General features: G+C 74.0%; 23 protein-coding genes. 12 read left to right on the forward strand and 11 right to left on the reverse strand.

Annotated elements, in window-relative coordinates:
* Positions 1 to 4 precede the first annotated feature (4 nt).
* Positions 5 to 1102, reverse strand: coding sequence for a hypothetical protein (locus AMK18_RS29215; RefSeq protein WP_018105178.1), 1098 nt, complete (start codon positions 1100 to 1102; stop codon positions 5 to 7).
* A gap of 156 nt (positions 1103 to 1258) precedes the next feature.
* On the opposite strand from AMK18_RS29215, the gene AMK18_RS29220 reads away from it, so the two are divergent.
* Together AMK18_RS29220 and AMK18_RS29225 are read left to right on the forward strand one after the other, a co-directional pair.
* On the forward strand, positions 1259 to 1696 hold the full coding sequence (locus AMK18_RS29220; RefSeq protein ID WP_018105179.1) for a DUF4442 domain-containing protein: 438 nt from the start codon (positions 1259 to 1261) through the stop codon (positions 1694 to 1696).
* Between the two features lie 147 nt (positions 1697 to 1843).
* Positions 1844 to 2506 carry a DedA family protein gene (locus tag AMK18_RS29225; protein WP_018105180.1) on the forward strand — a complete coding sequence of 221 codons (663 nt, stop codon included), beginning with the start codon at positions 1844 to 1846 and terminating at the stop codon, positions 2504 to 2506.
* 7 nt (positions 2507 to 2513) lie between these two features.
* Here AMK18_RS29225 and AMK18_RS29230 read toward each other — a convergent pair whose 3' ends face one another.
* A complete protein-coding gene (locus AMK18_RS29230; protein ID WP_018105181.1) occupies positions 2514 to 3044 on the reverse strand; it encodes a gamma carbonic anhydrase family protein in 531 nt (176 codons plus the stop codon).
* Between the two features lie 139 nt (positions 3045 to 3183).
* On the opposite strand from AMK18_RS29230, the gene AMK18_RS29235 reads away from it, so the two are divergent.
* Positions 3184 to 3921: an acyltransferase gene (locus AMK18_RS29235; protein WP_073865257.1), complete on the forward strand. Its 738-nt coding sequence runs from the start codon at positions 3184 to 3186 to the stop codon at positions 3919 to 3921.
* Positions 3922 to 3926: 5 nt separating this feature from the next.
* Here AMK18_RS29235 and AMK18_RS29240 read toward each other — a convergent pair whose 3' ends face one another.
* On the reverse strand, positions 3927 to 4793 hold the full coding sequence (locus AMK18_RS29240; protein ID WP_018105183.1) for a DMT family transporter: 867 nt from the start codon (positions 4791 to 4793) through the stop codon (positions 3927 to 3929).
* Positions 4794 to 4885: 92 nt separating this feature from the next.
* Between AMK18_RS29240 and AMK18_RS29245 the strand changes: the two genes are divergently transcribed.
* Both AMK18_RS29245 and AMK18_RS29250 read left to right on the forward strand, forming a co-directional pair.
* Positions 4886 to 5458, forward strand: coding sequence for a helix-turn-helix domain-containing protein (locus tag AMK18_RS29245; RefSeq protein ID WP_073865129.1), 573 nt, complete (start codon positions 4886 to 4888; stop codon positions 5456 to 5458).
* A gap of 43 nt (positions 5459 to 5501) precedes the next feature.
* Positions 5502 to 6074, forward strand: a complete 573-nt coding sequence (locus tag AMK18_RS29250) for a YbaK/EbsC family protein (protein WP_073865258.1) — start codon at positions 5502 to 5504, stop codon at positions 6072 to 6074.
* On the opposite strand, the gene AMK18_RS29255 is transcribed toward AMK18_RS29250, so the two are convergent.
* Entirely contained in the window at positions 6071 to 6478 is a 408-nt protein-coding gene (locus AMK18_RS29255) for a CoA-binding protein (protein ID WP_026171794.1), read from the reverse strand. The two genes, AMK18_RS29250 and AMK18_RS29255, sit on opposite strands and share 4 nt — an antisense overlap.
* Before the next feature lie 59 nt (positions 6479 to 6537).
* Between AMK18_RS29255 and AMK18_RS29260 the strand changes: the two genes are divergently transcribed.
* The 3 genes from AMK18_RS29260 to AMK18_RS29270 all read left to right on the forward strand — a co-directional run bounded on the left by AMK18_RS29260 (position 6538) and on the right by AMK18_RS29270 (position 11501).
* Positions 6538 to 7164, forward strand: a complete 627-nt coding sequence (locus tag AMK18_RS29260) for a YigZ family protein (RefSeq protein WP_073865130.1) — start codon at positions 6538 to 6540, stop codon at positions 7162 to 7164.
* Between the two features lie 117 nt (positions 7165 to 7281).
* Positions 7282 to 8448 (forward strand): exonuclease SbcCD subunit D, encoded by a 1167-nt coding sequence (locus AMK18_RS29265; protein ID WP_073865131.1) that lies wholly within the window; start codon positions 7282 to 7284, stop codon positions 8446 to 8448.
* The gene (locus AMK18_RS29270; protein ID WP_073865132.1) at positions 8445 to 11501 is read left to right on the forward strand and encodes an AAA family ATPase; all 3057 of its coding nucleotides are present in this window, start codon (positions 8445 to 8447) and stop codon (positions 11499 to 11501) included. Before AMK18_RS29265 ends, AMK18_RS29270 begins: the two co-directional genes overlap by 4 nt.
* Here AMK18_RS29270 and AMK18_RS29275 read toward each other — a convergent pair.
* Complete coding sequence (locus AMK18_RS29275) at positions 11491 to 11937, reverse strand: Lrp/AsnC family transcriptional regulator (RefSeq protein WP_018105190.1); 447 nt, start codon at positions 11935 to 11937, stop codon at positions 11491 to 11493. The two genes, AMK18_RS29270 and AMK18_RS29275, sit on opposite strands and share 11 nt — an antisense overlap.
* Before the next feature lie 93 nt (positions 11938 to 12030).
* Here AMK18_RS29275 and AMK18_RS29280 point away from each other — a divergent pair, with 93 nt between their 5' ends.
* Positions 12031 to 12519 carry a rhodanese-like domain-containing protein gene (locus AMK18_RS29280; RefSeq protein WP_073865133.1) on the forward strand — a complete coding sequence of 163 codons (489 nt, stop codon included), beginning with the start codon at positions 12031 to 12033 and terminating at the stop codon, positions 12517 to 12519.
* A gap of 46 nt (positions 12520 to 12565) precedes the next feature.
* Here the strand turns inward: AMK18_RS29280 and AMK18_RS29285 are convergent, their stop codons facing one another.
* Both AMK18_RS29285 and AMK18_RS29290 read right to left on the reverse strand, forming a co-directional pair.
* Positions 12566 to 14251, reverse strand: a complete 1686-nt coding sequence (locus tag AMK18_RS29285; RefSeq protein ID WP_073865134.1) for a DUF885 domain-containing protein — start codon at positions 14249 to 14251, stop codon at positions 12566 to 12568.
* 38 nt (positions 14252 to 14289) lie between these two features.
* On the reverse strand, positions 14290 to 14808 hold the full coding sequence (locus AMK18_RS29290) for an Lrp/AsnC family transcriptional regulator (protein WP_018105193.1): 519 nt from the start codon (positions 14806 to 14808) through the stop codon (positions 14290 to 14292).
* 59 nt (positions 14809 to 14867) lie between these two features.
* On the opposite strand from AMK18_RS29290, the gene AMK18_RS29295 reads away from it, so the two are divergent.
* Positions 14868 to 16115, forward strand: a complete 1248-nt coding sequence (locus tag AMK18_RS29295; protein ID WP_073865135.1) for a trans-sulfuration enzyme family protein — start codon at positions 14868 to 14870, stop codon at positions 16113 to 16115.
* On the opposite strand, the gene AMK18_RS29300 is transcribed toward AMK18_RS29295, so the two are convergent.
* From AMK18_RS29300 to pdxR, 4 genes are all read right to left on the reverse strand, one after another.
* Complete coding sequence (locus tag AMK18_RS29300; RefSeq protein WP_198957111.1) at positions 16042 to 17436, reverse strand: GNAT family N-acetyltransferase; 1395 nt, start codon at positions 17434 to 17436, stop codon at positions 16042 to 16044. The two genes, AMK18_RS29295 and AMK18_RS29300, sit on opposite strands and share 74 nt — an antisense overlap.
* Before the next feature lie 153 nt (positions 17437 to 17589).
* Complete coding sequence (locus AMK18_RS29305) at positions 17590 to 20253, reverse strand: DUF7824 domain-containing protein (protein WP_073865137.1); 2664 nt, start codon at positions 20251 to 20253, stop codon at positions 17590 to 17592.
* Positions 20250 to 21623 carry an SWIM zinc finger family protein gene (locus AMK18_RS29310; protein WP_073865138.1) on the reverse strand — a complete coding sequence of 458 codons (1374 nt, stop codon included), beginning with the start codon at positions 21621 to 21623 and terminating at the stop codon, positions 20250 to 20252. The genes AMK18_RS29305 and AMK18_RS29310 overlap by 4 nt, the downstream gene beginning before the upstream one ends.
* 55 nt (positions 21624 to 21678) lie before the next feature.
* A complete protein-coding gene (pdxR, locus tag AMK18_RS29315) occupies positions 21679 to 23127 on the reverse strand; it encodes a MocR-like pyridoxine biosynthesis transcription factor PdxR (protein ID WP_241836666.1) in 1449 nt (482 codons plus the stop codon).
* A gap of 47 nt (positions 23128 to 23174) precedes the next feature.
* On the opposite strand from pdxR, the gene AMK18_RS29320 reads away from it, so the two are divergent.
* Together AMK18_RS29320 and AMK18_RS29325 are read left to right on the forward strand one after the other, a co-directional pair.
* Positions 23175 to 24146 carry a DMT family transporter gene (locus tag AMK18_RS29320; protein ID WP_073865140.1) on the forward strand — a complete coding sequence of 324 codons (972 nt, stop codon included), beginning with the start codon at positions 23175 to 23177 and terminating at the stop codon, positions 24144 to 24146.
* Positions 24147 to 24298: 152 nt separating this feature from the next.
* A complete protein-coding gene (locus AMK18_RS29325) occupies positions 24299 to 25069 on the forward strand; it encodes a GntR family transcriptional regulator (protein WP_018105200.1) in 771 nt (256 codons plus the stop codon).
* Positions 25070 to 25089: the final 20 nt, after the last annotated feature.

The raw sequence follows: 25089 nt of genomic DNA on the forward strand, positions 1-25089 counted from the left end.
GGGGTCAGGACTCGCCGTCGGGGTCGGCGACCGGCACCAGACGCACGGTGCTGAGGATCTTCTCGATCGTCGCGTTCGGCAGTTCGTCGTCCACGCCCGCGGCGGCGTACAGCACCCACGAGGCGAACTCGTTGTTCTTGTTCTTGAACGTGAAGGCGTACGTCTTGCCGTCGCTGCTGCACTTGGAGCGCTTGGTGACGTTGGGCGCGGTCGCGGTGACCAGGCTTCCGGTCAGCCCCGACTTGGTGGTGTACTGCTTGGCCTTGCTGATCTTGATGGTCTTCTTCGGCATGTGCTGCGCGAACGCGGCCCACGCCCAGGTGCCCGCCTCGTTACGGGCGTTCACGTCGGCGTCCGTGGCGCCCTGCGCGCCCCGGGTGCCGGTGCCGGCCAGGCTGTACTTGTCCTTGGTGCCGTCCTTGTCGGCGTCGTCGGTGCACCACTCCTGCTTGAGGTCCGCGGGCGCGCTGAAGCCGATGAGCGGCATGCCGTCGTTCTTCTTCTCGTCCTCGAAGAAGGACTGCACCGAGGGCGGGGACACCTCCCAGTCGCCGGGCACGTCGAACTGGGTGCCCCACTTGGGGTTCGTCACGACCTTCCAGCCCGCGATCTGCGGCTTGGCGTCCTCGCCGCCGCGCGGGTTGTCCTCCGGCGCGGAGGGGGAGCCGGACGGCTTGGCGGGCGCGGACGACTTCTTGTCGTCGGCGACGTTCTTGCCGTCCTTGTCGTCGTCCTTGTTCAGCACGATGACACCGGTGACCGCGGCGGCCACCACGACCGCGGTCGCGGCGACGATGGCGATGACCGTGGTCTTCTTCTTGTCGTTGCCCGGCTGCGGGTCGCCGGGAGGACCGGGCACCGCGTACTGCGGAACGGTCGGCTGCTGGTACGGGTTGGGCTGTCCGTACCCGCCCTGCCCGCCCTGCTGCGGGTAGCCGTAACCGGGCTGCTGGCCCGGCTGCTGGTTCGGCTGCTGACCCTGCTGCTGATATCCCGGCTGCTGATAGGGATTCGGCTGCTGGTACCCCGGCTGCTGGTACGGGTTCTGGTTCTGGTCCTGCGGGTTCTGCTCGCCCCCGGGCGGCTGCTGTCCTGGCCACATGGCGAGTAACGATAGAGGGGCCCCGCCCCGCGTGCTACGTCCGCCCCCGTGTGCGAACGGTGAAGGAGCGGCGGCGGCCCGCCCGGTGAGTGTCCGGAGAGGCATGGCCAAAGCTGTCTACCCATGAGTAACATCCCGTCCATGAGCGCTGAACAGATGACCGCGGGCGAGATGCTCGCCGCGACGGTTCCCATGGTCCGGACCCTCAACCTCGAATTCCTGGAGTCCACCGCCGAGCGCGCGGTGATCCGCATGCCGGACCAGCCCGACTACCACAACCACGTCGGCGGACCGCACGCCGGAGCGATGTTCACGCTGGCCGAGTCGGCGAGCGGCGCCATCGTCATCGCCGCCTTCGGCGACCAGCTCTCCCGGGCCGTGCCGCTCGCGGTCAGCGCCGAGATCGGCTACAAGAAGCTGGCCATGGGCGAGGTCACCGCGACCGCCGTCCTCGGCCGCCCCGCCGCCGAGGTCGTCGCCGAACTCGACGCGGGCGAGCGTCCCGAGTTCCCGGTAACCGTGGAGATCCGGCGCGGGGACGGCGCCGTGACCGGTGAGATGACCGTGATCTGGACGCTGCGCCCGAACTCCTGAGCCGCAGAACCGCATCCGTGCCAGAAGGGCCGCCCCGTACCGGCGGCCCTTCTCGCTGTCCGCCTCCGTGAAGCTGAGGGTAGGCTTCCCGCGGTGCGCCGATGAGTGTCCGGCGGGCGACAGGACATCACTACGGAGGAACCGGCGTTGCACATCCAGGAGTGGCTGGAGACCGTCCCCGCGATCAGCGTCTACATCCTGGTGGGCGCCGTCATCGGGCTGGAGAGCCTGGGCATTCCGCTGCCCGGCGAGATCGTCCTGGTCAGCGCCGCGCTGCTGGCCGCGAGCCACGACGGCATCAACCCCTGGATCCTCGGCGCCTGCGCCACCGCCGGAGCCGTGATCGGGGACTCGATCGGTTACGCCATCGGCCGCAAGGGCGGACGGCCCCTGCTGGCCTGGCTCGGCGGGAAGTTCCCCAAGCACTTCGGCGAGAGCCAGATCGGCCTGGCCGAGCGCTCCTTCCAGAAGTGGGGCATGTGGGCCGTGTTCTTCGGCCGCTTCGTCGCCCTGCTGCGCATCTTCGCCGGTCCGCTGGCCGGTGTGCTGCACATGCCGTACTGGAAGTTCCTCATCGCCAACGTGCTCGGCGGGATCGCCTGGGCGGGCGGCACCACGGCCGTCATCTACTCGGTGGGCGTCGTCGCCGAGGCGTGGCTCAAGCGGTTCTCCTACCTGGGCCTGGCCATCGCGGTGCTGATCGGCCTCGCCTCCATGCTGGTCCTCAAGAACCGTGCCAAGAAGGCCGCCGCCGCGCACTCCGCCGCGGCCGCCGAGCCGGAACCGGACAACGTGCCGGTCGCGGACTGAGCCGGTCTCAGCCCTCGCAGGCTTCGCGGTGGGCCTTAGCCAGCTCCACGTAACCCACCGCGTTGAAGCGGACGCCCGCCAGCTCCTCCTCGGTCAGCTCCCGCTTCACCTTCGCCGGGACGCCCGCGACCAGCGACCCCGGCGGGACGCGCATTCCCTGCGGTACGAGGGCCTGCGCGGCGACCAGCGAGCCCGCGCCGATGTGGGCGCCGTTGAGGACCGTGGCCCCCATGCCGATGAGGACGTCGTCCTCGATGGTGCAGCCGTGCAGGACCGCGTTGTGGCCGACCGAGACCCGTTCGCCGACCGTCACCGTGAAACCGGGGTCGACATGGACGCTGCAGTTGTCCTGGATGTTGGAGTCCGCGCCGATCACGATCGGCCCGCAGTCCGCGCGCAGCACCGCCTGGTACCAGAGGCTGGAGCCCGCCGCCATGGTGATGTCGCCGATCGCCACCGACGTCGGGGCGGTGAACGCCTCCGCGTCGATGACCGGCTCCTTGCCGCCGATGCCCATGATCATCGCCTGCTCCGCCATCGCCCGTTCCTCCGTGCTCCGGTGCCGTCGGTCGTCGCCGGGGAAACCGTATGCGACGCCACGGCGCGGCCCCCTGTTGGGGTGAAGATCACAGGCCGGTCCCGCCGCCCGCCCGGTGGACGCGGCTTACGGTGAGCGCGTGCCGAAGAACCGGAATCCGCTCGCCTCCCTGACCGCCTGGCGGCGGCGCGCCCTGTCCGGCGCCGTCCACCGCTGCTGGCGCTGGGCGCGCGAGGCGGGCTCGGTCACCGCCGAGCACCCCGGAGGGCTGCGGTTCGCCCGGATCGGCACGGGCACCCGGCTGGCCTTCCCGCAGGGCACGGTCTTCGGGGAGCCGTGGATCCGGCTCGGCGACCACTGCATCATCGGCGAACAGGTCACGCTCACCGCGGGCCTCATGCCCGGCCTGGACCTCGGGCCCGACCCCATCCTCACCCTGGGCGACGGTGTCGTGCTGGGCCGGGGCAGCCATGTCGTCGCCGACACGACGGTGACCATCGGCTCGGACACGTACTGCGGTCCGTACGTCTACATCACCTCGACCAACCACAGCTACGACGACCCGCACCAGCCGGTCGGCAAGCAGTGGCCCCGGATGGAGCCCGTCTCCATCGGCCCGGGCTGCTGGATCGGCACCGGCGCGGTGATCCTGCCCGGCGCCCGCCTCGGCCGCAACGTCGTCGTGGCCGCCGGAGCGGTGGTCCGCGGCGAGGTGCCCGACCGGGCGGTGGTGGCCGGAGCGCCCGCCCGTGTCGTACGCGGCTGGGACCCGGAGAAGGGCTGGCAGCCGCCCCTGCGGACACCGGCCCCGGTCCCGATCCCCGAGGGCGTCACCCCGGAACAACTCCTCGCCGTGGCCCGGCTCGAAGAGGGCTGACCGTCCTACCCCGTCGCGAGCAGCACCGTGCCGACCAGGGCCAGCCCCGCGCCCGCCGCCTGCACGCCCCGCAGCCGCTCCTTCAGGAACCCGCGCGCGGCCAGGGCGGTCACCACGGGGTACAGCGAGGCCAGCACCGCGGCGACGGTGACCGGGCCGTGCTGGGCGGCCATGGAGTAGGTGCCGTTGGCCGCGACGTCCGCGAGGCCGACGAACGCCAGCGCCGGAAGCGCCGCCCGGACCGCCGCGGCGCCCCCGTCCTCCGGCAGCGCCCGGCCGCCGCGCCGCACGGAGACGTACAGCGCCCCGCCGCCCACCGCCACGTTGGTGACGCGCTGCACGAACAGGGCGAGGAACAGCCCGGTCACCGTGGTCGACGCCTGGGAGATCAGTGACATCACGGCCCCGAAGCCGAAGGCCGCCACCAGGGTCAGCAGGACCGCCCGCCGCTGCACCGGCGCCCCGCGCAGCTGCGGGCCGCCCGCCAGCACGACACCCACGACGGCCACCGCGACCCCGGCGCCCTGGAGCAGGTCCGGGCGCTCCCCGGCGATCAGCCCGATGCCCACCGGCACGGCGACGCCGAGCGAGCCGAGCGGGGAGACCACGCCCATCGGGCCGAGCGCCAGCGCCTGGTAGAAGCAGAGCATCGCCACCGGTCCGACGACGCCCGCCGCGACCGCGTACCAGAGCCGGGGCCCCGCCTCGCTCCAGCCGCCCGTGGCCATCACGATCACGCCCAGCACCGTCGCCGTGATGATCTGCGAGACCACGACCACGGTCAGCGCGGGCGTGCGCCGGGTCAGCAGGCCGCCCCCGAAGTCGGCCAGCCCCCACAGGAGACTGGTGGCAAGGGCGAACAACGCGGTCATGGGGGCCTCGCAGTACAGTGCGGCGAACGAGTGGGTACACCGCACCGTAGTGCAGGATGCTGGACCGTGTCATACAGAATATTGGACGGAATGTGACGGACCTCGATCAGCTGACCCAGTCCCTCGCGCGCAATCTCAAGCGCTGGCGCGGTGAACGCGGCTTCACCCTGGACCAGTTGGCCGCGCGCGCCGGAGTCAGCCGCGGCATGATCATCCAGATCGAGCAGGCCCGCACCAATCCGAGCGTCGGCACCACGGTCAAGCTGGCCGACGCGCTCGGCGTCAGCATCACCACCCTGCTCGACTACGAACAGGGCTCCCCGGTCCGGCTGGTCCCCGCCGACCAGACCGTCCGCCTCTGGTCCACCGAGGCGGGCAGCTCGACCACGCTCCTGGTCGGCACGGACGCCCGGGGCCCGCTCGAACTCTGTTCCTGGCGGCTGATGCCCGGCGAGGGAAGCCGCTCGGACCCGCACCCCGAGGGCACGGTCGAACTCCTCCACGTCACCGCCGGAACGCTCACACTGGTCGTCGCCGACATCCCCTACGAGATGGGCGCCGGGACCTCCGCCACGTTCGAGGCGCACCACCCGCACGCCTACCGCAACGAGGGCACCGAACCGGTCGAACTCACCATGGCCGTCAGCGTTCCGCCCGTCAGATGAGACGGCGCACACCCCCGCCCGAGGCGCTGTTAGCGTGACGCGCATGCGCGCACCCATCGGCTCCTTCGAGGACGCCAGCCCCGCCGTCGACCGTCAGGACCTGCTCACCGCCCCGGTGGCCGAGGCGGTGCGCACCGGCTGGGGCGGCATCGACCCCGACCAGGTCCTGCACGTCGACACCGACCCGGAGATCGCCGACACGGCGGCCTTCGTCGCCCACCACGGGGCCGACCTGCTCGACCGCTCGGCGAACTGCGTCGTCCTCTCCGGCAAGCGCGGCGCCGACGTCACCCTCGCCGCATGCCTGGTCCTGTCGCACTCCCGCGTCGATGTGAACGGCGTCGCCCGCAAGCACCTCGGCCTGCGCAAGGCGCGCTTCGCCTCGATGGACACCGCGGTCGGCGAGACCGGCATGGAGTACGGCGGCATCACGCCCATCGGGCTCCCCGCCGCCTGGCCGCTGCTGATCGACTCCGCCGTCGTGGACGAGGAGTGGGTCCTCATCGGCAGCGGCTCGCGCCGGGGCAAGCTCATCGTGACCGGCAAGGCGCTGGGCGCCCTGCCGGGTGCGGTGATCCTCGACGGACTGGGGATGCGGGCCCCCGAAGCGCCCTAACCGAGGCGCGGGATCTCGATGGCGGGGCAGCGGTCCATGACCATGTCGAGCCCGGCCGCCCGGGTGCGTGCGTACGCCTGCTCGTCCACCACGCCGAGCTGGAACCAGACGGCCCGGGCGCCCTGGGCGACCGCCTCGTCGGCCACCGCGCCCGCCAAGTCGCTGTTGACGAAGACGTCGACCACGTCCACCGGGAACGGGATGTCCGCCAGCGAGGCGTACCCCTCCTCGCCGTGCACCCGCTCGGCCTTCGGATGCACCGGGACCACGCGCTTGCCGAAGCGCTGAAGCACCTCGGCGACCCCGTAGGCCGCGCGCGAACGGTTGTTGGACAGGCCCACCACCGCCCAGGTGTCGCCGGTGTCTTCCAGGATCCTGCGGATCGTCTCCGTGTCTGCGTACATGATCCGCACAACCGGCGGCCCGCTCCGGCCATTCCCGCAGGTGCGCATAGGGTGGCGGGATGCAGGAGGAGTACCGGACCGTCGCCCGCGCGGGCGTGCACGAGAGCGAGATCAACCGGTCCCGCTTCATCTGCGCGCTCGCCCCCGCGGCCACCGAGGAGGAGGCGCAGGAGTTCATCGCCCGCGTCCGCAGGGAGCACCCGACCGCCACGCACAACTGCTACGCGTACGTGATCGGCGCCGACGCCTCCGTACAGAAGGCGAGCGACGACGGCGAGCCCGGCGGCACCGCCGGAGTCCCCATGCTCCAGATGCTCACCCGCCGCGAGGTCTGCTACGCCGTCGCCGTCGTCACCCGCTACTACGGCGGCGTGAAGCTGGGCGCCGGCGGGCTGATCAGGGCGTACGGGGGAGTGGTCGGCGAAGCCCTCGACGCACTCGGCACCCGCACCCGCCGCCGCTTCCGGCTAGCCACCGTCACCGTCGGGCACCAGCGGGCGGGCCGACTGGAGAACGAACTGCGCGCCACCGGACGGACCGTGCGCGAGGTCCGGTACGCGGCCGACGTGACCATCGAGATCGCGCTGCCGGACGCCGACGTCGAGGCGTTCCGCCGCTGGCTGGCCGACGCGACGGCGGGCGAGGCGTCGGTGGAACTGGGCGGCGAGGCGTACGACGACGCGTGACGCGGGACCGGACCGGCGGGACCTCCCGGACGCGCCCCCGGGCCCCCGGCGGGATGGGACACTGTGGGACGTGAGGGCACAGGGGCGGAGGAAGCGCATGCGGACCGGAGCCGGGTCTTGAGGATTCTGCACACATCGGACTGGCACCTCGGCCGGTCGTTCCACCGGGTCCCCCTGCTCGACGCCCAGGCCGCCTATCTCGACCACCTGGTCGCCACCGTCGCCGAGCACGAGGTCGACGTCCTTGTGGTGGCGGGTGACGTGTACGACAGGGCGGTGCCCCCGCTCAGCGCGGTGCAACTCTTCGACGACGCCCTGCACCGGCTCGCCGCCGCCGGGGTGCCCACGGTGATGATCTCCGGCAACCACGACTCCGCCCGCCGCCTCGGCGTCGGCGCCGGGCTCATCGGCCGGGCCGGTATCCACCTGCGCACCGACCCCGCGCACTGCGGCACGCCCGTCGTCCTTTCCGACGCACACGGCGACGTGGCCTTCTACGGGCTGCCGTACCTGGAACCCGCCCTGGTCAAGGACGTCTTCAAGACCGAGCGCGCCGGGCACGAGGCCGTGCTGACCGCCGCCATGGACCGCGTCCGCGCCGACCTCGCCGCACGCCCCGACTCCACCCGCTCCGTCGTCCTCGCCCACGCCTTCGTCGCCGGCGGCGAGCCCAGCGACAGCGAGCGCGACATCACCGTGGGCGGCGTCGCCGCGGTCCCGGCCGGGGTCTTCGACGGCGTCGACTACGCGGCCCTCGGCCACCTCCACGGCTGCCAGGCCGTCACCGACCGCGTCCGGTACTCCGGCTCCCCGCTCGCCTACTCGTTCTCCGAGGCCACCCACCGCAAGACCATGTGGCTCATCGACCTGGACGCCTCCGGGACGGTCACTGGTGAACGCATCGACTGCCCGGTGCCCCGCCGCCTCGCCCGGCTGCACGGCCGCCTGGACGACCTCCTCGAAGACCCCGCGCTCGACCGCCACGAGGACGCCTGGGTGGAGGCCACCCTCACCGACCCGGTCCGCCCCGCCGACCCGATGGCCCGCCTCACCGAGCGCTTCCCGCACACCCTCGCCCTCGTCTTCGAACCGGACCGGGCACCCGACGACCCGGACCTCTCGTACGCCCGCCGCCTGCGCGGCCGCGACGACCAGACCATCGCGGAGGACTTCGTGGCCCACGTGCGTGGCGGCTGGGGGACCGACGAGCAGGAGCGGGCGGTACTGCGGGGCGCCTTCGACCACGTCCGGGTGGACGACGGCGTGCGCGAGGTGAACCGGTGAGGCTCCACACCCTCCGCGTCACCGCGTTCGGCCCCTTCGGCGCCACCCAGGAGATCGACTTCGACGCGCTCTCCGCCGCCGGCCTCTTCCTGCTCCACGGGCCGACCGGGGCCGGCAAGACCTCCGTCCTGGACGCCGTCTGCTACGCCCTGTACGGGGCGGTGCCCGGCGCCCGGCAGAGCCCCGGCACCTCGCTGCGCAGCGACCACGCCCCGGCGGACCTGCCGACCGAGGTCCTGCTCGACCTCACCGTCGGCGGGCGCCGCCTGGAGATCACCCGGCGCCCGGCCCAGCCCCGCCCCAAGAAGCGGGGCGGCGGCCACACCACCGAGAAGGCGCAGAGCTGGCTGCGTGAGTACGACCCCGAGGACGGCTGGCGGGCGCTCAGCCGCTCGCACCAGGAGATCGGGGAGGAGATCACCCAGCTCGTCGGTATGAGCCGCGAACAGTTCTGCCAGGTGGTCCTGCTGCCCCAGGGCGAGTTCGCCCGCTTCCTGCGCGCCGACGCCGAGGCGCGCGGCCGGCTCCTCGGCCGGCTCTTCGACACCCGGCGCTTCGCGGCCGTCGAGGACCGCCTCGCCGAACTGCGCCGGGTGGCCGAGGCCCAGGTCAAGGCCGGTGACGACCAGATCCTCGCGCTCGCCCAGCGCATCGCCCAGGCCGCCGGACCCGCCGCCCGTGAGTGCCCGCTGCCGGACCTCCAGCCCGGCGACCCCGGGCTCGCCGACGCGGTCCTCGGCTGGGCCGCGAACGCCCGCAGCGGCGCCGCCGAACGCCACGACATCGCCGCTTCGGTCCTGGCCACGGCGGAGCGACGGCACACCGCCGCCCGCATCGCCCTGGACGCCGAACGCGAACTCGCCGCGCTCCAGCAGCGGTACGCCGAGACCCGGCACCGCGCCGACGCCGTGGAGACCGGCCGCGCCGCCTGCGAGGAGGCGCGGGACCGCCTCGCCCGCGCCCGCAAGGCGGACCTCGTCGCTCCGGCCCTCGATCTGCGCGAGGCGGCGGAGCGGGCTTACCGGCGGGCGCGCGAGGAGCGGGACCGCGCGCTGGGCCGGCTGCCCGAGACCCTGGCCGAGGCGGGCGCCGAACAGCTGGCGGCCCTGGAGCACCGGCTCCGCGAGGACCTGGGCGGCCTCGAATCGGCCCGGCGCGCCGAGGAGCGGGCCGGGCAGATCGCCGACGAGCGGGCCGCCCTGGACCGGCAGGCCCGGGCCGATGAGGAACTGGTCCGCGAGGCCGAGGACTGGCTCGCCGGCTGGGAGACCACCCGGCAGGACCTCCAGGCCCGCCTGGACGCCGCCCTCGAAGCCGCCACCCGCACCGAACTGCTCGCCCGCCGCCTCGACCCGGCCCGCCGTCGCCTGGACGCGGCGCGCCGCCGCGACGCGCTGGCCGCCGAGGTGGCCACGGCCGGGCAGGCGCTGACCGCTGCCCGTGAACACGCCGCCACTGCCCATGAGTTCTGGCTCGACCTGCGCGAACGCCGCCTCCGGGACATCGCCGCCGAACTCGCCGCCCAGCTGGCCGACGGCACCGCCTGCGCGGTCTGCGGCGCGACCGACCACCCGGCCCCGGCCCGCCCCGCCGACGGTCACGTGGACCGGGCGACGGAGGAATCCGCCGAACGCGCCCACCGCGACGCGGAACGGGCCCGCGCCACGGTGGAGCAGGAACTGGCGCTGGTCCGCGAACGCCACGCGACGGCCCGCGCTGAGGCGGCGGGGGCCGCCGACGCCGAGCCGACCGGGGGCGCGGCGGCCGACGCCGATCCCACCGTCGCCGAACTCGCCGCGCTCGTGGACGGTCTCGCCGCCGAGCACGCCGAGGCGTACCGCCTTGCCGCCGGGGCGCACTCCGCGCGGGAGGCGCTCGCGGGGGCCGAGCGGGAGCAGCGGCGGCGGGCCGAGGAGCGGCAGCACGTCGGGCAGCGGGGTGCCGCGCGGACCTCGCGGCGCGAGTCGCTGGACCGGGAGCAGGCGGACATCGACACGGTGCTGGACCGGGCGCGCGGGGGGCACCCGAGCGTCGCCGAGCACGCCGACGTGCTGCAGCGGCGGGTCGCCCTGCTCGCCGGGGCGGGCGGCGCCGTGCGCGAGGAGGAGAGCGCGGCCGCCCGGCTGAAGGAGGCCGACGACCGGCTCGCGGACGCCGCGTTCCGGGCCGGGTTCGATACGCCGGAGGCCGCCGCGGCGACGCTGCTGGACGACGCGGCGCAGCGTACGCTCCAGCACCGCATCGACGCCTGGCAGGCCGAGGCCGCAGCGGTCGCCGACCGGCTCGCCGAGACCGACGCCCGGGAAGCCGCGGACCGCCCGCCCGCCGCCCCGGAAGCCGCCCGGGAGCGCTTCGACCGCGCCGAGCGCGCGCTGCGCGAAGCCGCGGCCGGGCTCGACGCGGCGCGGGAACGCCGTACCGAACTCGCCAGGCTCTCGCGCCGCGTGGCGGACGAGGTGCGCGGCCTCGGTCCGGTGCGCGAGGAGTACGAACGCGTCGCCCGGCTCGCCGGGCTCACCGCCGGCACCTCGGCGGACAACGCGCGCAAGATGCGGCTGGAGTCGTACGTGCTCGCGGCCCGGCTCGAACAGGTCGCGGCGGCGGCCACCGCCTGCCTTCAGCGGATGTCCTCGGGCCGCTACCAGCTCGTCCACTCCGACGCCCGTACCGGCGGCCGCCGGGCCGGGCTCGGTCTGCACGTCATCGACGCCTGGACCGGCCGCGAGCGCGACACCGCCACGCTCTCCGGCGGGGAGACGTTCTTCGCCTCGCTCGCCCTGGCGCTCGGCCTCGCCGACGTCGTGACGGACGAGGCCGGAGGCGTACGGCTTGACACCCTGTTCATCGACGAAGGGTTCGGCAGCCTGGACGATCAGACGCTGGACGAAGTGCTCGACGTGCTGGACTCGTTGCGCGAACGGGACCGCAGCGTCGGCATCGTCAGCCATGTCGCGGACCTGCGCCGCCGCATCCCCGCCCAGCTGGAGGTGGTGAAGGAGCGGCACGGGTCCGCCGTGCGGCTCCGGTCCGGGGCGGACGGGATCAGCGACTGATCGGGCGCCCCGGCAGTGGTGAGGAGTAGACGACGCTGGTGGTGACGGAGCCGAGCGCGCCGATCTTCCCGGAGACGGTCTCCAGATGGCTCATCGAGCGGGCCGTCACCTTGAGCACGAAGCAGTCGTCGCCGGTGACGTGATGGGCCTCCACGATCTCCGGTGTGGTCTCCAGCAGATCGTGGAACGGCTTGTAGTTGCCGTTCGGATACCGCAGCCGTACGAAGGCGAGGATCGGCAGCCCGAGCCGTTCCGGATCGACCACGGCCGCGTAACCGCTGATGACCCCGGCCTCCTCCAGGCGGCGGACCCGCTCGGTCACGGCGCTCGGCGACATGGCCACCGCCCGCGCCAGCTCCGCGAACGAGGCGCGGCCCTCGCGTTGCAGCACGTCGAGAATGCGCCAGTCGGTGGCGTCCGGGGAATAGTCGCTCATACGGACAGAGAACCGTGGAATCCCCGGCGGATCAAGGCGGCTGCCGGGAATCCCGCCTTCCGGACCGGGGCTGCCGCTCATAGATTTTCCACCATGACTCCCCAGCCCGGCGTCCTCGCCGCCCACCCCGTCCTGAGCGTCCCGCCCGCCGAACCGGCCGACGCGGTCGCCTACTTCGGAGGCTCGCTCGCCTTCCACGCGGACGTCTCGGACGTCGCCGCGGCCCTCGCGGGCGGAGGCGACCCCGGCTTCGTCCTGCTCGACTCCCGGTCCACCGAGTCCTGGGACCAGGGGCACATCCCGGGCGCCCTGCACCTGCCGACGGCACTCATCGCCGCGCAGGCGCCCCGGCTCCTCGACCCGGCCGTGCCGGTCGTCACGTACTGCTGGGGCCCCGGCTGCAACGGCGCCACCCGCGCCGCCCTCGCCCTGGCCCGCCTCGGCTACCGGGTGAAGGAGATGCTCGGCGGCTTCGAGTACTGGGCGCGCGAGGGATTCCCGTACGAGACCTGGGAGGGCGAGGGGAAGCGCGCCGCCGACCCGCTGACCGCACCGGCCGGGACGGACGACTGCGGCTGCTGACGGCGGCGGGCCCCGGGGACGGCGCCCCGGGGCCCGCCGCACCGGGTCAGAGCTTCGACAGCTCGTCCACCAGGTCGTCCAGGCCCAGCGGGCCCTGGGACAGGGCCGCCATGTGCCACGCCTTGAGGTCGAAGGCGTCGCCGTGCGCCGCCCGGGCGTTCTCCCGGCCCAGCAGCCAGGCGCGCTCGCCCAGCTTGTAGCCGATGGCCTGGCCCGGCATCGAGAGGTAGCGGGTCAGCTCGCTCTCCACGAAGTCCGCGGGCCGGCCGCTGTGGTTGCCGAAGAACTCCTGTGCCAGCTCCGGCGTCCACCGCTCGCCCGGGTGGAACGGCGAGTCGGCCGGGATCTCCAGGCCCACGTGCATGCCGATGTCCACGATCACCCGGCAGGCGCGCATCATCTGCGCGTCCAGGTAGCCGAGCCGGCGCTCCGCGTCGGGCAGGAAGCCCAGCTCGTCCATCAGCCGCTCCGCGTACAGAGCCCACCCCTCGGCGTTGGCGCTGACGATGCCGATCGACGCCTGGTAGCGCGACAGGCTCTCCGCCACGTGCGCCCACTGGGCGAGCTGGAGGTGGTGGCCGGGAACGCCCTCGTGGTACCAGGTGGACACCAGGTCGTAGACCGGGAAGCGCGTCTCGCCCATGGTCGGCAGCCAGGTGCGCCCGGGCCGCGAGAAGTCCTCGGAGGGGCCCGTGTAGTACGGGGCGGCGGCGCCGCCGGGCGGGGCGATCCGCGACTCCACCCGGCGCACCCGCTCGGCCAGCTCGAAGTGCGTGCCGTCCAGCGCGTCGATCGCCTCGTCCATCAGACTCTGGAGCCACGCCTGGACCTCGTCCACGCCCTCGATGTGCTTGCCGTGCACGTCGAGATGGGCCAGCGCCTCCCAGGGGCCCGCGCCCGGCAGCACCTTCTCCGCCTCGGTCCTCATCTCGGCGAGCAGCCGGTGGTATTCGGACCAGCCGTACGCGTACGCCTCGTCCAGATCCAGGTCGGTACCGTTGAAGTAGCGCGACCAGCGGGCGTAGCGCTCCCGGCCCACCGTGTCGGGCTCGCCCTCGATTCCGGGGGCGTACACCTCGCGCATCCACGTCCGCAGCTCGTCCAGCGCGCCGGTGGCCTGCGCGGCGGCCTCGTCCAGCTCCGCGCGCAGGCTGTCCGGACCACCGGCCGCGAAGTCCTGGAAGAAGCCCTTCGTGCCGTCGCCGACCCACTCGTCCAGCTGGCCGATGAACGTGGCGGTGGCGCGCGGACCGCCGTACAGCTTGCGCTCCAGGCCGAGCGCCAGGGACTCCTGGTAGCCGCCGAGCGCCGCCGGGACGGCCCGCAGCCGGTCCACGACGGCCGCCCAGTCCTCGTCGGTCTCGGTCGGCATCACCGTGAACACCTCACGGATCGAGTGCGCGGGGGAGTGCAGGTTCGAGACGGCCCGCAGCGCCTCGTCCGCCTCGTGGACGGCGAGTTCGGCCGTCAGCCGCTCCCGCAGCAGCCGGCCGCAGCGGCGCTCGGTGTCATCGGCGGCCCCGGGCTGTTGCTCCGCGCGGTCCAGCCGGGCGAGCGTGTCCCGCGCCAGCGCGGCCAGCTGTTCCTGGCCGGCCGGGGAGAAGTCGGGAAGGCGGCGCGAGCTTGCCGCGACACCGAGGTAGGTGCCGGAGATCGGGTCGAGTTCGATGAAGGCGTCGACGTAGGCGTCGGCGATCTGGCGCGGCAGTGCGCTGCTGGAAGATTCTGACATGTGTACATCCTCGTACGGGGAGGCCCTCCGCGTCACTATCAATCGGCAGGACGGACCTGACCCGGGACCGGTCCCGCCGCCCCCGGCACCGGCGGGAGCAGCGGCCCGCACTCCCACTGCTGGAAGATCAGCCGCGTCTCCACCCGGGCCACTTCGCGCCGCGAGGTGAACTCGTCCAGCACCAGCCGTTGCAGATCCGCCGTGTCCGCCACGGCCACATGCACCAGATAGTCGTCGGGGCCGGTCAGATGGAACAGCGCCCGGGACTCCGGCAGCGACCTGATCCGCTCCACGAACGGCCCGATCAGCTCCCGCCGGTGCGGCCGCACCTGTACGGAGAGCAGCGCCTCCAGGCCCCGGCCGAGCCTGGCCGGGTCCAGCCGCAGCTGGTGCCCGAGGATGACCCCGGTGCGGCGCAGCCGGGCCACCCGGTCCAGACACGTCGAGGGAGCCACACCGACCTCGGCCGCCAGCTCCCGGTACGTGGTCCGGGCGTCGTTCTGCAACAGCCGCAGAATGTGCAGATCCACCGTGTCGAGAGCGACGGAATCAGTCATTCGGCGAACGTAGCACGGCCTTTGGGCCGGATCTTCCGGTGAGCGTTCAGAGTGCGCGCATGGACAACGAATCCGTGCTGCCGCCCTCGACCACCCCGTCCCGGGCGCTCGCCACCGAAGCCGTGCACGCCGGACGCGACGACCTCGCGGCCCTCGGCCTGCACGCCGCACCGATCGACCTGTCGACCACCTACCCCTCGTACGACTCCCGCGCCGAGGCCGAGCGGATCGACGCCTTCGCCACCACCGGGGCCCGTCCGGACGGCCCGCCGGTCTACGCGCGGCTCGACAACCCCACCACCGGCCGCTTCGAAACGGCACTGGCCCGGCTCGAAGGCACCGCGAGCGCGGTGGCGTTCGCCAGCGGCATGGCCGCGCTGACCGCCGTCCTGCTGGCCCGTGCGAGCGTGGGGCTGCGCCACGTGGTGGCCGTGCGGCCGCTGTACGGATGCAGCGACCACCTGCTGGGCGCCGGGCTGCTGGGCACCGAGGTGACGTGGACGGACCCGGCGGGCATCGCCGAGGCGATCCGGCCCGACACGGGTCTGGTGATCGTGGAGACCCCGGCCAACCCGACCCTGGCCGAGGTGGACATCCGGGCCGTCGCCCACTCCTGCGGTGCGGTGCCGCTCCTGGTCGACAACACCTTCGCGACGCCTGTCCTCCAGCGCCCCGTCGAGCTCGGGGCCCGGATCGTGCTGCACAGCGCCACGAAGTACCTGGGCGGGCACGGCGACGTGATGGGCGGAGTCGTCGCGTGCGACGAGGAGTTCGCCTCCCTGCTCCGCCGGGTCCGCTTCGCCACCGGCGGGGTCCTGCACCCGATGGCCGGCTATCTGCTGCTGCGCGGCCTGTCCACCCTGCCGGTGCGGGTCCGGGCCGCCTCCGCGAGCGCCGCCGAACTCGCCCGCCGGCTCTCCGCCGACCCCCGGGTGGCCCGGGTTCACTACCCGGAGATCGGCGGCGCCATGGTGTCGTTCGAGGTGTACGGGGACCCGCACCGGGTGATCGCGGGGGTGCGGCTGATCACCCCCGCCGTCAGCCTCGGCAGCGTCGACACCCTCATCCAGCATCCGGCCTCCATCAGCCACCGCATCGTGGACGAGGGAGACCGGCACGCCTCCGGCGTCGGAGACCGGCTGCTGCGGATGTCGGTGGGCCTGGAGGACGTCGAGGACCTGTGGGCCGACCTGTGTCAGGCGCTGGACGGCGGGGAGCCCGTACGCGGTGGGGTCAGCGCTCGGCCTGCTCGTACGGCGGCAGCTGCGGCAGGGGGCGCGCCGGGGTCGCCGCGAGGCGTGCGGTGATCACGAGGGTGCCCTCCTCGATCTGGTAGTCGAGCGGCAGCGAGAGCGCGCGCATGGCGGCGACCATGCCGGTGTTGGACGCCTGGGTGACGGCGTAGACGTTCTCGCAGCCGGCCTCTTCGGCCAGCGCCACCAGGCGGGCCAGGAGCTCGGAACCGATGCCGCGCCGCTGCCAGTCGTCCTCGACCAGGAGGGCCACCTCGGTCTCGTCGCCGTCCCAGAGCAGATGGCCGAGGGCGACCATCCGCCCGGACGCCGTCTGCACGGCGAGGGTCCGGCCGAAGCGCGGGCTCAGCAGGTGGTCCAGATAGCGGTCGGCGTCCCGGACCGGGCCGTGGTAGCGCAGCCGCAGGGTCTGTTCGGAGCACCGCCCGTGCATCGCCACCGCCGCGTCGAGGTCGGCCCGGTCCGCCCGGCGCACGGTGATCTCATTGCCCTCGGGCAGCGTGAGCACGTGCTCGCCGCGCGGGACCCGGGGGCCGAGCCGGGCATCCAGCTCCACCAGGGCACGGGCCCGCGCGAACTCCGTCGGCGTGAACGGCAGATGGGGCCGCTCCACCGTGATGACCCCGCCCGAGGGGTCGCGCAGCCGCATCACCGTCTCCTCCAGCACCCCTTCGACCGGGGCTGTCTCGCCGGTGGCGCGCCCGGTGACCGAGACGGCGGGCAGCGAGTGGATCGTGCACCGGCCGAGCAGCTGACGCAGGGCGAGCGGGAGTTCGGCCGCGTCGAGTGCGGTACGGGTGGCGAGGCCGAGCACCCGGGTCGGCGCGTCCACCAGGTCGTGGGTGTCGGCCCGCTCCGTCCAGGTGGAGCTGCCCCCGGCGGCGGCCACCGCACGGGACAGCTCCCGGGCCGGCAGGGAGGCGGGCACCCTCAGCAGGAACTCGTCCACGGTGCCCTGCGCCAGCGGGTGCGTCTGGAGCGTGAGGATGTCGATGCCGTGCCGGGCCAGCACCGTGCACAGCGCTGCCAGGCTCCCCGGCACGTCCCGCACCGTGGTCCGCATCCGCCACAGCACCGTCTCGCCGGGGGCGGCGGAGGTGTCGTCGGAGGCGTTGGGGGCATCGGATGCCGCGGTGGTGCCGGCCGCCGGTTCGGGGGGCGGGGCGTGGCTGTGGCGCCGGGCCCACCAGGTGTGGAACGCGGCCGTGGCGGTCAGCGCCACGGCCGAGGCCACGAGCAGGTAAGGGCCGTCCGGCTGATGCCCGATCAGGTTGGCGATCGCGTCGGCGACCGCCACCGCCGTGAACAGCGCGGCGAGTTCGATCACGTCCCGCCGCCAGTGGTGGGGGCGGCGGGCACTCTTCGCGGATGTCACATCAGTCATGAATCCACTGTGACCGTACCGTGTTGCCTGATCACGAACGCTTTGTGACCGATGGGTTAAAGGGCAACCGGCCTTCCTGCCGTCGATTTCGAAGGCATTGGGGATCTGTTTCGAAGGGTGCCCCGGGGAGCGGGCGCGCGGGGCTCAGCCGGTCGCCGCCCGGCAGGCGGTCTCCAGGCGTATCGCCTGCCGCACCAGCTGGGTCGTCCCGCCGCGCGCAGCCGTCTCCGCGAGCCCCGGGACCGCCCCGGTCTCCGGCGGCCCGCTGCGCTCCGCGCACTCCGCCGCCACCGCGAGCAGATCGCTCAGCCCCCGGGGCGCCTTCTCCCGGGCCAGCAGCGCGGGCAGCACCGGCACCAGGAAGGACAGGACCGTCCCGTACGCCCCGGTCTCCGCCGCCGTCCGCGCCGCGTCCGCCAGCCGGTTGGGCTTGACCGAGCCCTGTTCGATCAGCACGGCCAGCTCGCCGCCGAGCCGCCCGGTGTCCAGCCGCCCCCGCGCCGCCAGCACCAGGAGCGCGTCCACCGCCGCGAGCCGGTCCTCCGCATGCCGGGCGCCGAGCCCGTAGGCCAGGGCGAGGTGGATCGCCCCGGCGGCGGGCCCGCCGGTCTCGGCGAGTGCGGGCAGCAGCCAGGTGGTGCCGCGCTCCTCGTGCACGGACGCGGCGACGGAGGGCAGCAGCCAGGCCGCGAGCGCCTCGCCGTCCTCGGGGAGGGTGGCCACCCACTGCGGGGACTCCGCTATCCAGCAGTAGCAGCTCTGGTTCCTCGGTGAGTGCGCGCTCCCGAGCCAGTGGAAGGGGCGCGGAAACTTCTGCCGGACGAGCGGGTTCTCCCTGGTGGTGAGCAGCGCGCGCCGCGCCTTGACCACCGTCTGCCGCAGCCAGTCGCGGCCGACCTCGACGTCCGTGTCCACATGACGGGGGACCACGGCCGCCACCGGTTCGTCGGCCCGGAGCCATTCCGCCAGGCGGTCGCCCTCCTCGGTGCCGAGTGCGGACGCCTGCTGTGCGGCCTCGCTCGCGTCCGTGCGCCGGACCCTCAGGAGCGCTTGGGCGAAGTCCACCGGCCCGGCCGCCACACCCAGCGCGCGGTAGCCGCGCAACCGCTCGACCAGTTCCCCCGCGTCGATGGCGCCCGTGTGCCACGTGGGGGTGGCCAGCAGATACGGCAGCCTGCCCGACCACATCTCGGCGGCCGCCTCCCACAGCCGGGCGTACAGAATGCCGTTGAGGGCGCTGTGGCAGCAGCGGCCCTCACCCGTCCGGCGGGCCTGGCCGTCGTGCACGCTCCGCCGCGAGACCCGCCCGAGCAGGGCTGCCACGACGACACTCATGCCGTCGTGGTTGCGGGACATCCGCCACTCGATCTCGTCCTCGCCCTCGGAGGCCCACCACTGCCCGGCGAGCGCGGACTCCAGGGCCCCGACCAGCTCCTCCCGGTCCGTGCGGGCGTACCGGACGAGCCCGTCCAGGGCCCGTTCGAACGCGGGGACGTCCTCCTCCCGGTCCGACCGGAGCAGGACCGCCGTCACCTCCTCGGTCAGCTCGGCCACCGAGCCGGGCGGTGCGCCGAGGGGGCGCGGGGCGGGCGGCGGCGGCAGAACCTCCTCGTACGCCGCCTCCGGCTCGTCCTCCAGCAAGTCACCGAACACCGCGCGCGCCGCCTCCCGGTGCAGCGGCGCCAGCAGCGAGGCCGCCCGGGCCGCCTCCTCGCGGGCCTCCGGCGACACGGCGGGCAGGGCGCGGGCGGCCAGCTTGAGCGCGCGCTCCTGCGCATCGGTGTCCGGATGCCCGAAGACGTCCGCGAGCACCGGCAGCAGCTCCTCGGCCGCCGAAGGGTCCCGGCGCAGCACCTTCCCCAGGTGGATCAACTGGGCGCGCACCAGCTTCTTCTCCGTGCGGAAGAGCACCGCGCCGGACACCTCGGCCAGCTGCCGCACCGACAGCGCACCCTGCGCGTCGAGCCGGGCCAGCACCTCCTGGGCGTGGCCGGCCACCGGGGAAGGCCCGTCGGCCGCCATCGCCATCCAGTCGGCGACCCGCGCCGCCTCCTCCTCCGAGGTGGGCTCGAGTCCCCGCACGACGAGCAGACAGAAGCGGAGATCGGTGGGCTTCCCGCCGCGCAGCAGCCGCGCGGTACAACTGTCGAGCAGGGCCGCGCGGTCGAGCAGGCCCTCCGCCACCAGGCCGGTCAGCGCGGCCGGCCAGGAACCGGCGGGGGAGTGGCTGTCCACCCAGGCCACCACCGAAGGCAGCTCCGGCAACGTCAGGAGATGCGGCACGAGGACGTCGAGACGGGCGTCCGCCCGCAACAGGTCGATCAAGGGCTTCTCGGCCCCGCGCTGCCACCGCGCACCGTCGACCCGCTCCGCCCACGTCCGGACCATGCCGTCCGAGAGGGGCAGCGGACAGCCCGCCCGCCGGGCCAGCTCCTCGACCAGCCGGTACTCCGCGTCGGACTCCACGGCCCGGGCGGCCAGCCGCCGGGCGACATCGGCGAGCCAGTCCGGCTCGCGGTCGCCCAGCACCTCGAGGACCCACGGGTACGGCGAGTGCACCCAGTCCCGCATGTCCCGGGCACCGAGCCACGTCGCGCAGCCCGCCGCCCCGGTGTGGCAGCCCGCACCGGCCACCAGGATCGCCTTGCGGACCCGGGTGCGCTCGCCCCAGCTCCAGCCACGGGCCTCCTTGCGCAGCGCCTTCAGCTCGTCGAGGGCGGCCTTGCGTCCGCCCCGGTCGAGCCGGGCCAGCAGGGGGCGGATGTCGTCCATGCGGCCCTCGCGGACCGCGTCCAGCAGGGTGGTCATCGCGCACCCCCGGCGACCGCCGCGCCACGGCGGACCATCCGGACCGCGAGGGCGTGCTTGCACGGGCCCCGGCGGCCCCGGTAGTCCGCCCACCACTGGCAGGTGCAGCTCAGCGCCCCCGCCTGCTCACGGACCTGGTAGCTCCGCTCGCCCGAGCGCACCGCGGCCAGCTCGCCGTCCAGGGCCACCGCCCCCTCCCGGGCCAGCCGCCGCGCCGCGACCAGCCGGGGATTGTGGCGCTCGGCCCGGTCCGCGTCGTACGGCAGCTCGCGGTGGAAGTACGCGGCGTCCGCGAGGTCGTAGCCCACCCGGCCCGCCGTGCCCAGCCGGACCAGCGCGGCCCGGACCCGCTCCACCGGAAGGCCCGCCTGCTCCGCCAGCCGGTCCGGCTCGATCCGGGGCTCCCACGCCAGCAGCACCGACACCAGCTCCGCGTCCGCCGCGGCGTCGTCCGTGGCCAGCGCCTCCAGGACCCCGCCCTCGCCCGAGAAGCCGCGCGAGGCGTCGGGCGACAGCGTCAGCGTGAGCCGCATCCCGGGCAGCACGACCTCCCAGGCGCTCGCGGCGGCCGCGCCGTCGGCCACCGGCCCGTACACGCGGAGCGCCGACGCGTACCGCAGGACCCGCTGGAGCGCGGTCAGCCGCTGGGGGCCGGGAAGGCAGACGGCACCGGGCACCGGCCGGGTCGTGGGCCGCAGCGTCCGCCCGGCCGGCACCACCCACCGCGCGCCGCGCGCGGCCACCCCCGAAGACGTGGGCAGCGACCTCAGGAACCGTACGGCGTCCGCCGCCGGGAGTTCCGCCCGCAGATCGAAGGCGGCGGAGGCCACCTGCGCCTCCGCGAAGCCCCGCAGCCAGCGGTCCGGCAGCGGCACCTTCTTCTCCACGACCGAGCCGGCCGTCGTGGTCACCGCCATCTCCTGCGGGCCCACCCGCAGATGCAGCGGCTCGTCACCGCCCATCCGCGAAAGCGCCTCCCGCAGCGGATGGTTCACGTCCACATTGGTGGTGCCGTGGCCCGTCTCCACGCCCTCCAGGCCCTCGCTGAGCACATCGAGCCGCGCGTACACCCCGCAGCAGCCGGAGAACGACTCGAAGCGCAGCCGGTCGCCGTTGCCTGTCACCACCGGGTCCAGGGACGACAGCAGGGTCCGCTGGTAGTAGCGCGCGGCGGCGACATCGGCGACGGCGAGCAGCCCCCGCGCCGCTATCTGCGGCGAGGCCAGGAACCCCGAGAAGAACCGGGGATGCGCCTCGGCGCCATGCGGTGTGGAGCCGCCGGCCGTCTCCAGGCCGAGCGACCGCCCGGCCTGTGAGGAGGCCAGGGCGGAGGGACGTGAGTAGGCGAGCGCCTGCAACGTTCGGGTCATGGAAAAACCGTAGAACCCACCACTGACAATCGGTCATCACCGCAGGTCAACAGGGCTATTGAACAAGCCCGGCCAGCGCCCGCACCCCGCGCACGATGTCGGCCGGTGCCAGATGGGCGTAACCGAGGACGAGGCGTACGCAGTCGTCCTCCGGCCGCTCCGTCCCGTACTCGCGCAGCAGCCGCACGGCCACCCCGGCAGCCGCCGCGCGCTCCGCGAACTCCTCCTCAGGACCCCGGCGTCCGGGGAGCCGCGCGATGGCGTGCAGCCCCGCCGCGACCCCGCTCACCTCCGTGCCCGGGATGTGCTCGGCCAGGGCCTGCGTGAGCACGTCCCGGCGTTCCCGGTAAGCGCGCTGACAGCGCCTCAGCTGACGGTCGTAGCCCCCGCCGGTCACGAAGTCGGCGAGCACCGCCTGTTCCAGGGACGGGTTGCCGAGGTCCATCATCCGCTTCCGCTCCACGAGCTCGGCGGTCATCGACGCGGGCGCGATGAGCCAGCCCAGACGCAGCCCGGGAGCCAGCGACTTGCTCACCGAACCGGTGTACGCGACGCGTTCCGGATCGAGGCCCTGGAGGGCGCCGACCGGGGCGCGGTCGTACCGGAAGTCACCGTCGTAGTCGTCCTCGATCAGGAGCCCGTCCGTCTCCCGCGCCCACTCCAGGAGACGGCTGCGACGGGCCGCGGAGTACGCCACCCCGGTCGGGAACTGGTGGGCCGGAGTCGTCACCGCGGCCCGCACCCCGGAACGTCGCAGCGGCTCCAGCGCCAGGCCCTCATCGTCCAGCGGAACCATCGAGGTCGCCACCCCGGCGGAGGCGAAGAGCGCCGTGTGCTCCGGGCTTCCCGGATCCTCCACGCCCACCGTGCGCACCCCGCGCCCGTGCAGGACGAACCCGAGCAGCGTCGTCGCCTGCGCGACCCCGGAACACACCAGCAGCCGTTCCGGATCGGCCACCACCCCGCGCCGCCGCGTCAGCAGCGCGGCCAGCGCCACGCGCAGTTCCGGCAGACCGCGCGGATCCGGATAGCCGAGCGCCCCGTGCGGCAGCCGCCCGAGCACCGAGCGATGGGCGGCGGCCCAGGCACTGCGCGGGAAGAGGGACAGATCGGGCGTCCCGGGCCGGAAGTCCACCCGCACCCCACGGGCGCGCGGCGCCAGGTCCCGCGCGCCGCCCGCCGCCGCCCGCGCCGACCCGCTCACCCACGTCCCCGCACCGCGCCCGCTGCGCAGATAGCTCTCCGCCGTCAGCTGCTCGTACGCCTCGGTCACCAGGCCGCGCGAAACCCCCAGATCGGCGGCCAGCTCACGGCTGGACGGCAGCCGCGTCCCCGGTGCCAGGCTGCCGGAGCGGACCGCCTCCCGCAGCGCCGACTGAAGCGCCCGGCCACGCCCACGCGCCGGAGCCGACGCCACCGGAAGCAGCAACTCCCAGGCCGCCGAGATGGATGCACGGTCCGGACCGCCGTCAACGGAAGGCGAATTGGTCCCCGAAGCTGTCATGGAAGTGGACCTTAAACCGAGCCAACCCGCTCCCTAGCGTCGGTCCCATGAACGCGACCTCCCTGCGCGGCGCCCTGCTCGCCGCCTTCGCCTGCGTCCTCGTCGGCGCCTCCTTCACCGCCAACAGCGTCCTCGGCGACTACCCGTACGCGGGCGGCCAGGCGCTCCGCTACGGCCTCGCGGCACTCCTCCTGCTGCCCCTCATCCACCGCCCCGGCGAACCCCGCCCCGCCGCCACGCTCCGGCTGCTCACCGGGCGCCAGTGGGGGAGGCTCGCCCTGCTCTCCGCCGTCGGCATGGTCGGCTTCAACCTCGCAGTCCTGGCCGCCGAACGCTCCGCGGAACCCGCAGTTCCGGGCGTCTTCGTCGGCTGCGCCCCGATCCTCGTCGCCGTCCTCGTACCCCTGCTGGAAGGGCGCAGGCCCGCGCGGCCCGTGCTGTACGCGGCGGCGCTGGTGGCCGCCGGGGCGTTCACGGTCCAGGGCTGGGGGCGCACCGACCTCAGCGGCCTCCTGTGCTCCGTCGGCGCGCTGGCCGGCGAGGTGGGCTTCGCCGTGATCGCGGTACCGGTCCTGCGCCCGCTGGGCCCGAAGCTGCTGTCCGCGACCGTGTGCGCGATCGCGGCGGCCGAGTCGGCGGTCCTGGGCCTGGTGCTCGACGGCGGCGGCTTCCTGCGCGTGCCGACCGGGGCCGAGGCGCTGGCCCTGATCTGGCAGGCGGCCGTGGTGACGGTCATCGGATTCGTCTGCTGGTACATGGGCATGCAGCGCATCGGCGCCGAGCGCGCCACCCTGTTCTCCGGGCTCATCCCCGTCTCCGCCGCGCTCACCGCCCCGCTCGTCGGCACCGGTTCCTACGGCCTCGCCCAGGCGGCCGGATCCTGCCTCGTCGGCCTCGGTGTCGCGATCGGCTCGGGGGTGCTGGGGAGGCGCGGCGTGACCGCCCCGCAGGTGGAAGCCCCAGCTCCGAAGGCGGACACCGGGTCGCGCGCGGTGCGCCGGTCCGCGAACGTCCTGTGAACGCTGTGCGGCACGCCGTCCATTCACAGGGTCTTCGGCGCAGGATTGGTCTTGACCAAGGGGTTGCGCCGTCCTATGGTCTCAACGTTAAGACAGGAACCTTTAATAAATAACGTCGCGGAATAAGCCGCTGGGTGATTGCGGAGGACAGGGTGGGGACCACGCAGCTGGAAACGGTGCAGGAGCCGAAGTACTGGCACCTCAAGACCGTGCTCAGTGAGGCACTCGACTCGGACTTTGCGGTGGGGGAGATCCTTCCCAACGAGCGCGAGCTCGCCGCCCGGTTCGGCGTCGCCCGGGCCACGCTCCGGCAGGCCCTGGAGCAGCTCGAACTCGAAGGCAGGCTGCACCGCCGCCGGGGCGTCGGGACCACGGTCGCCCCGCCCCGCGTCGGTGTGGCCGTCTCCACGGCCCGCAACGACTGGACCGACGGCGGGGCCGACACGGCCTGGCAGCCGGTGGACTGCGAGAGCGCTCCCGCACCGGCCACCGTCGCCGCCACGCTGAACGCCGGCGCCGAGGAGCCCGTGCACATCGTGCGCCGGATCCGCACGAGCCACGGCCAGGTGGTCGCCGCCGAGCTGCTTTACGTGCCGTCCTCCTCCGTGCCCGAGCTGTCCGGCATAGACGCCCCGTCCGGCGCGGCCCGCGCCCGCAACGTCGTCCGCGAACTGCACCGGCTCGGCCTCGACGGCCAGGACCGCTCCGTCGAGCTGGGCTCCGCCCGCGCCGACGACGCCAGGGAGCTGGACCGGCTCCCCGGCGCCCCCGTCCTCGTGGTCACCACCCGCTACCTCGCCGCGGGCGGCACGGCGGCGGTCTCGGTCGCCACATACCGGGCCGACACCTGCCGGCTCACCTTCGGCGACTCGGGCGACCTGGAGATCAGCCACCCGGCCCAGGAGGAGCGCCAGGCGTCCTGACGCGAGGCGCATCGAGCACC

Source organism: Streptomyces sp. CB01249 (genome assembly GCF_001905735.1).
Classification (GTDB): domain Bacteria; phylum Actinomycetota; class Actinomycetes; order Streptomycetales; family Streptomycetaceae; genus Streptomyces.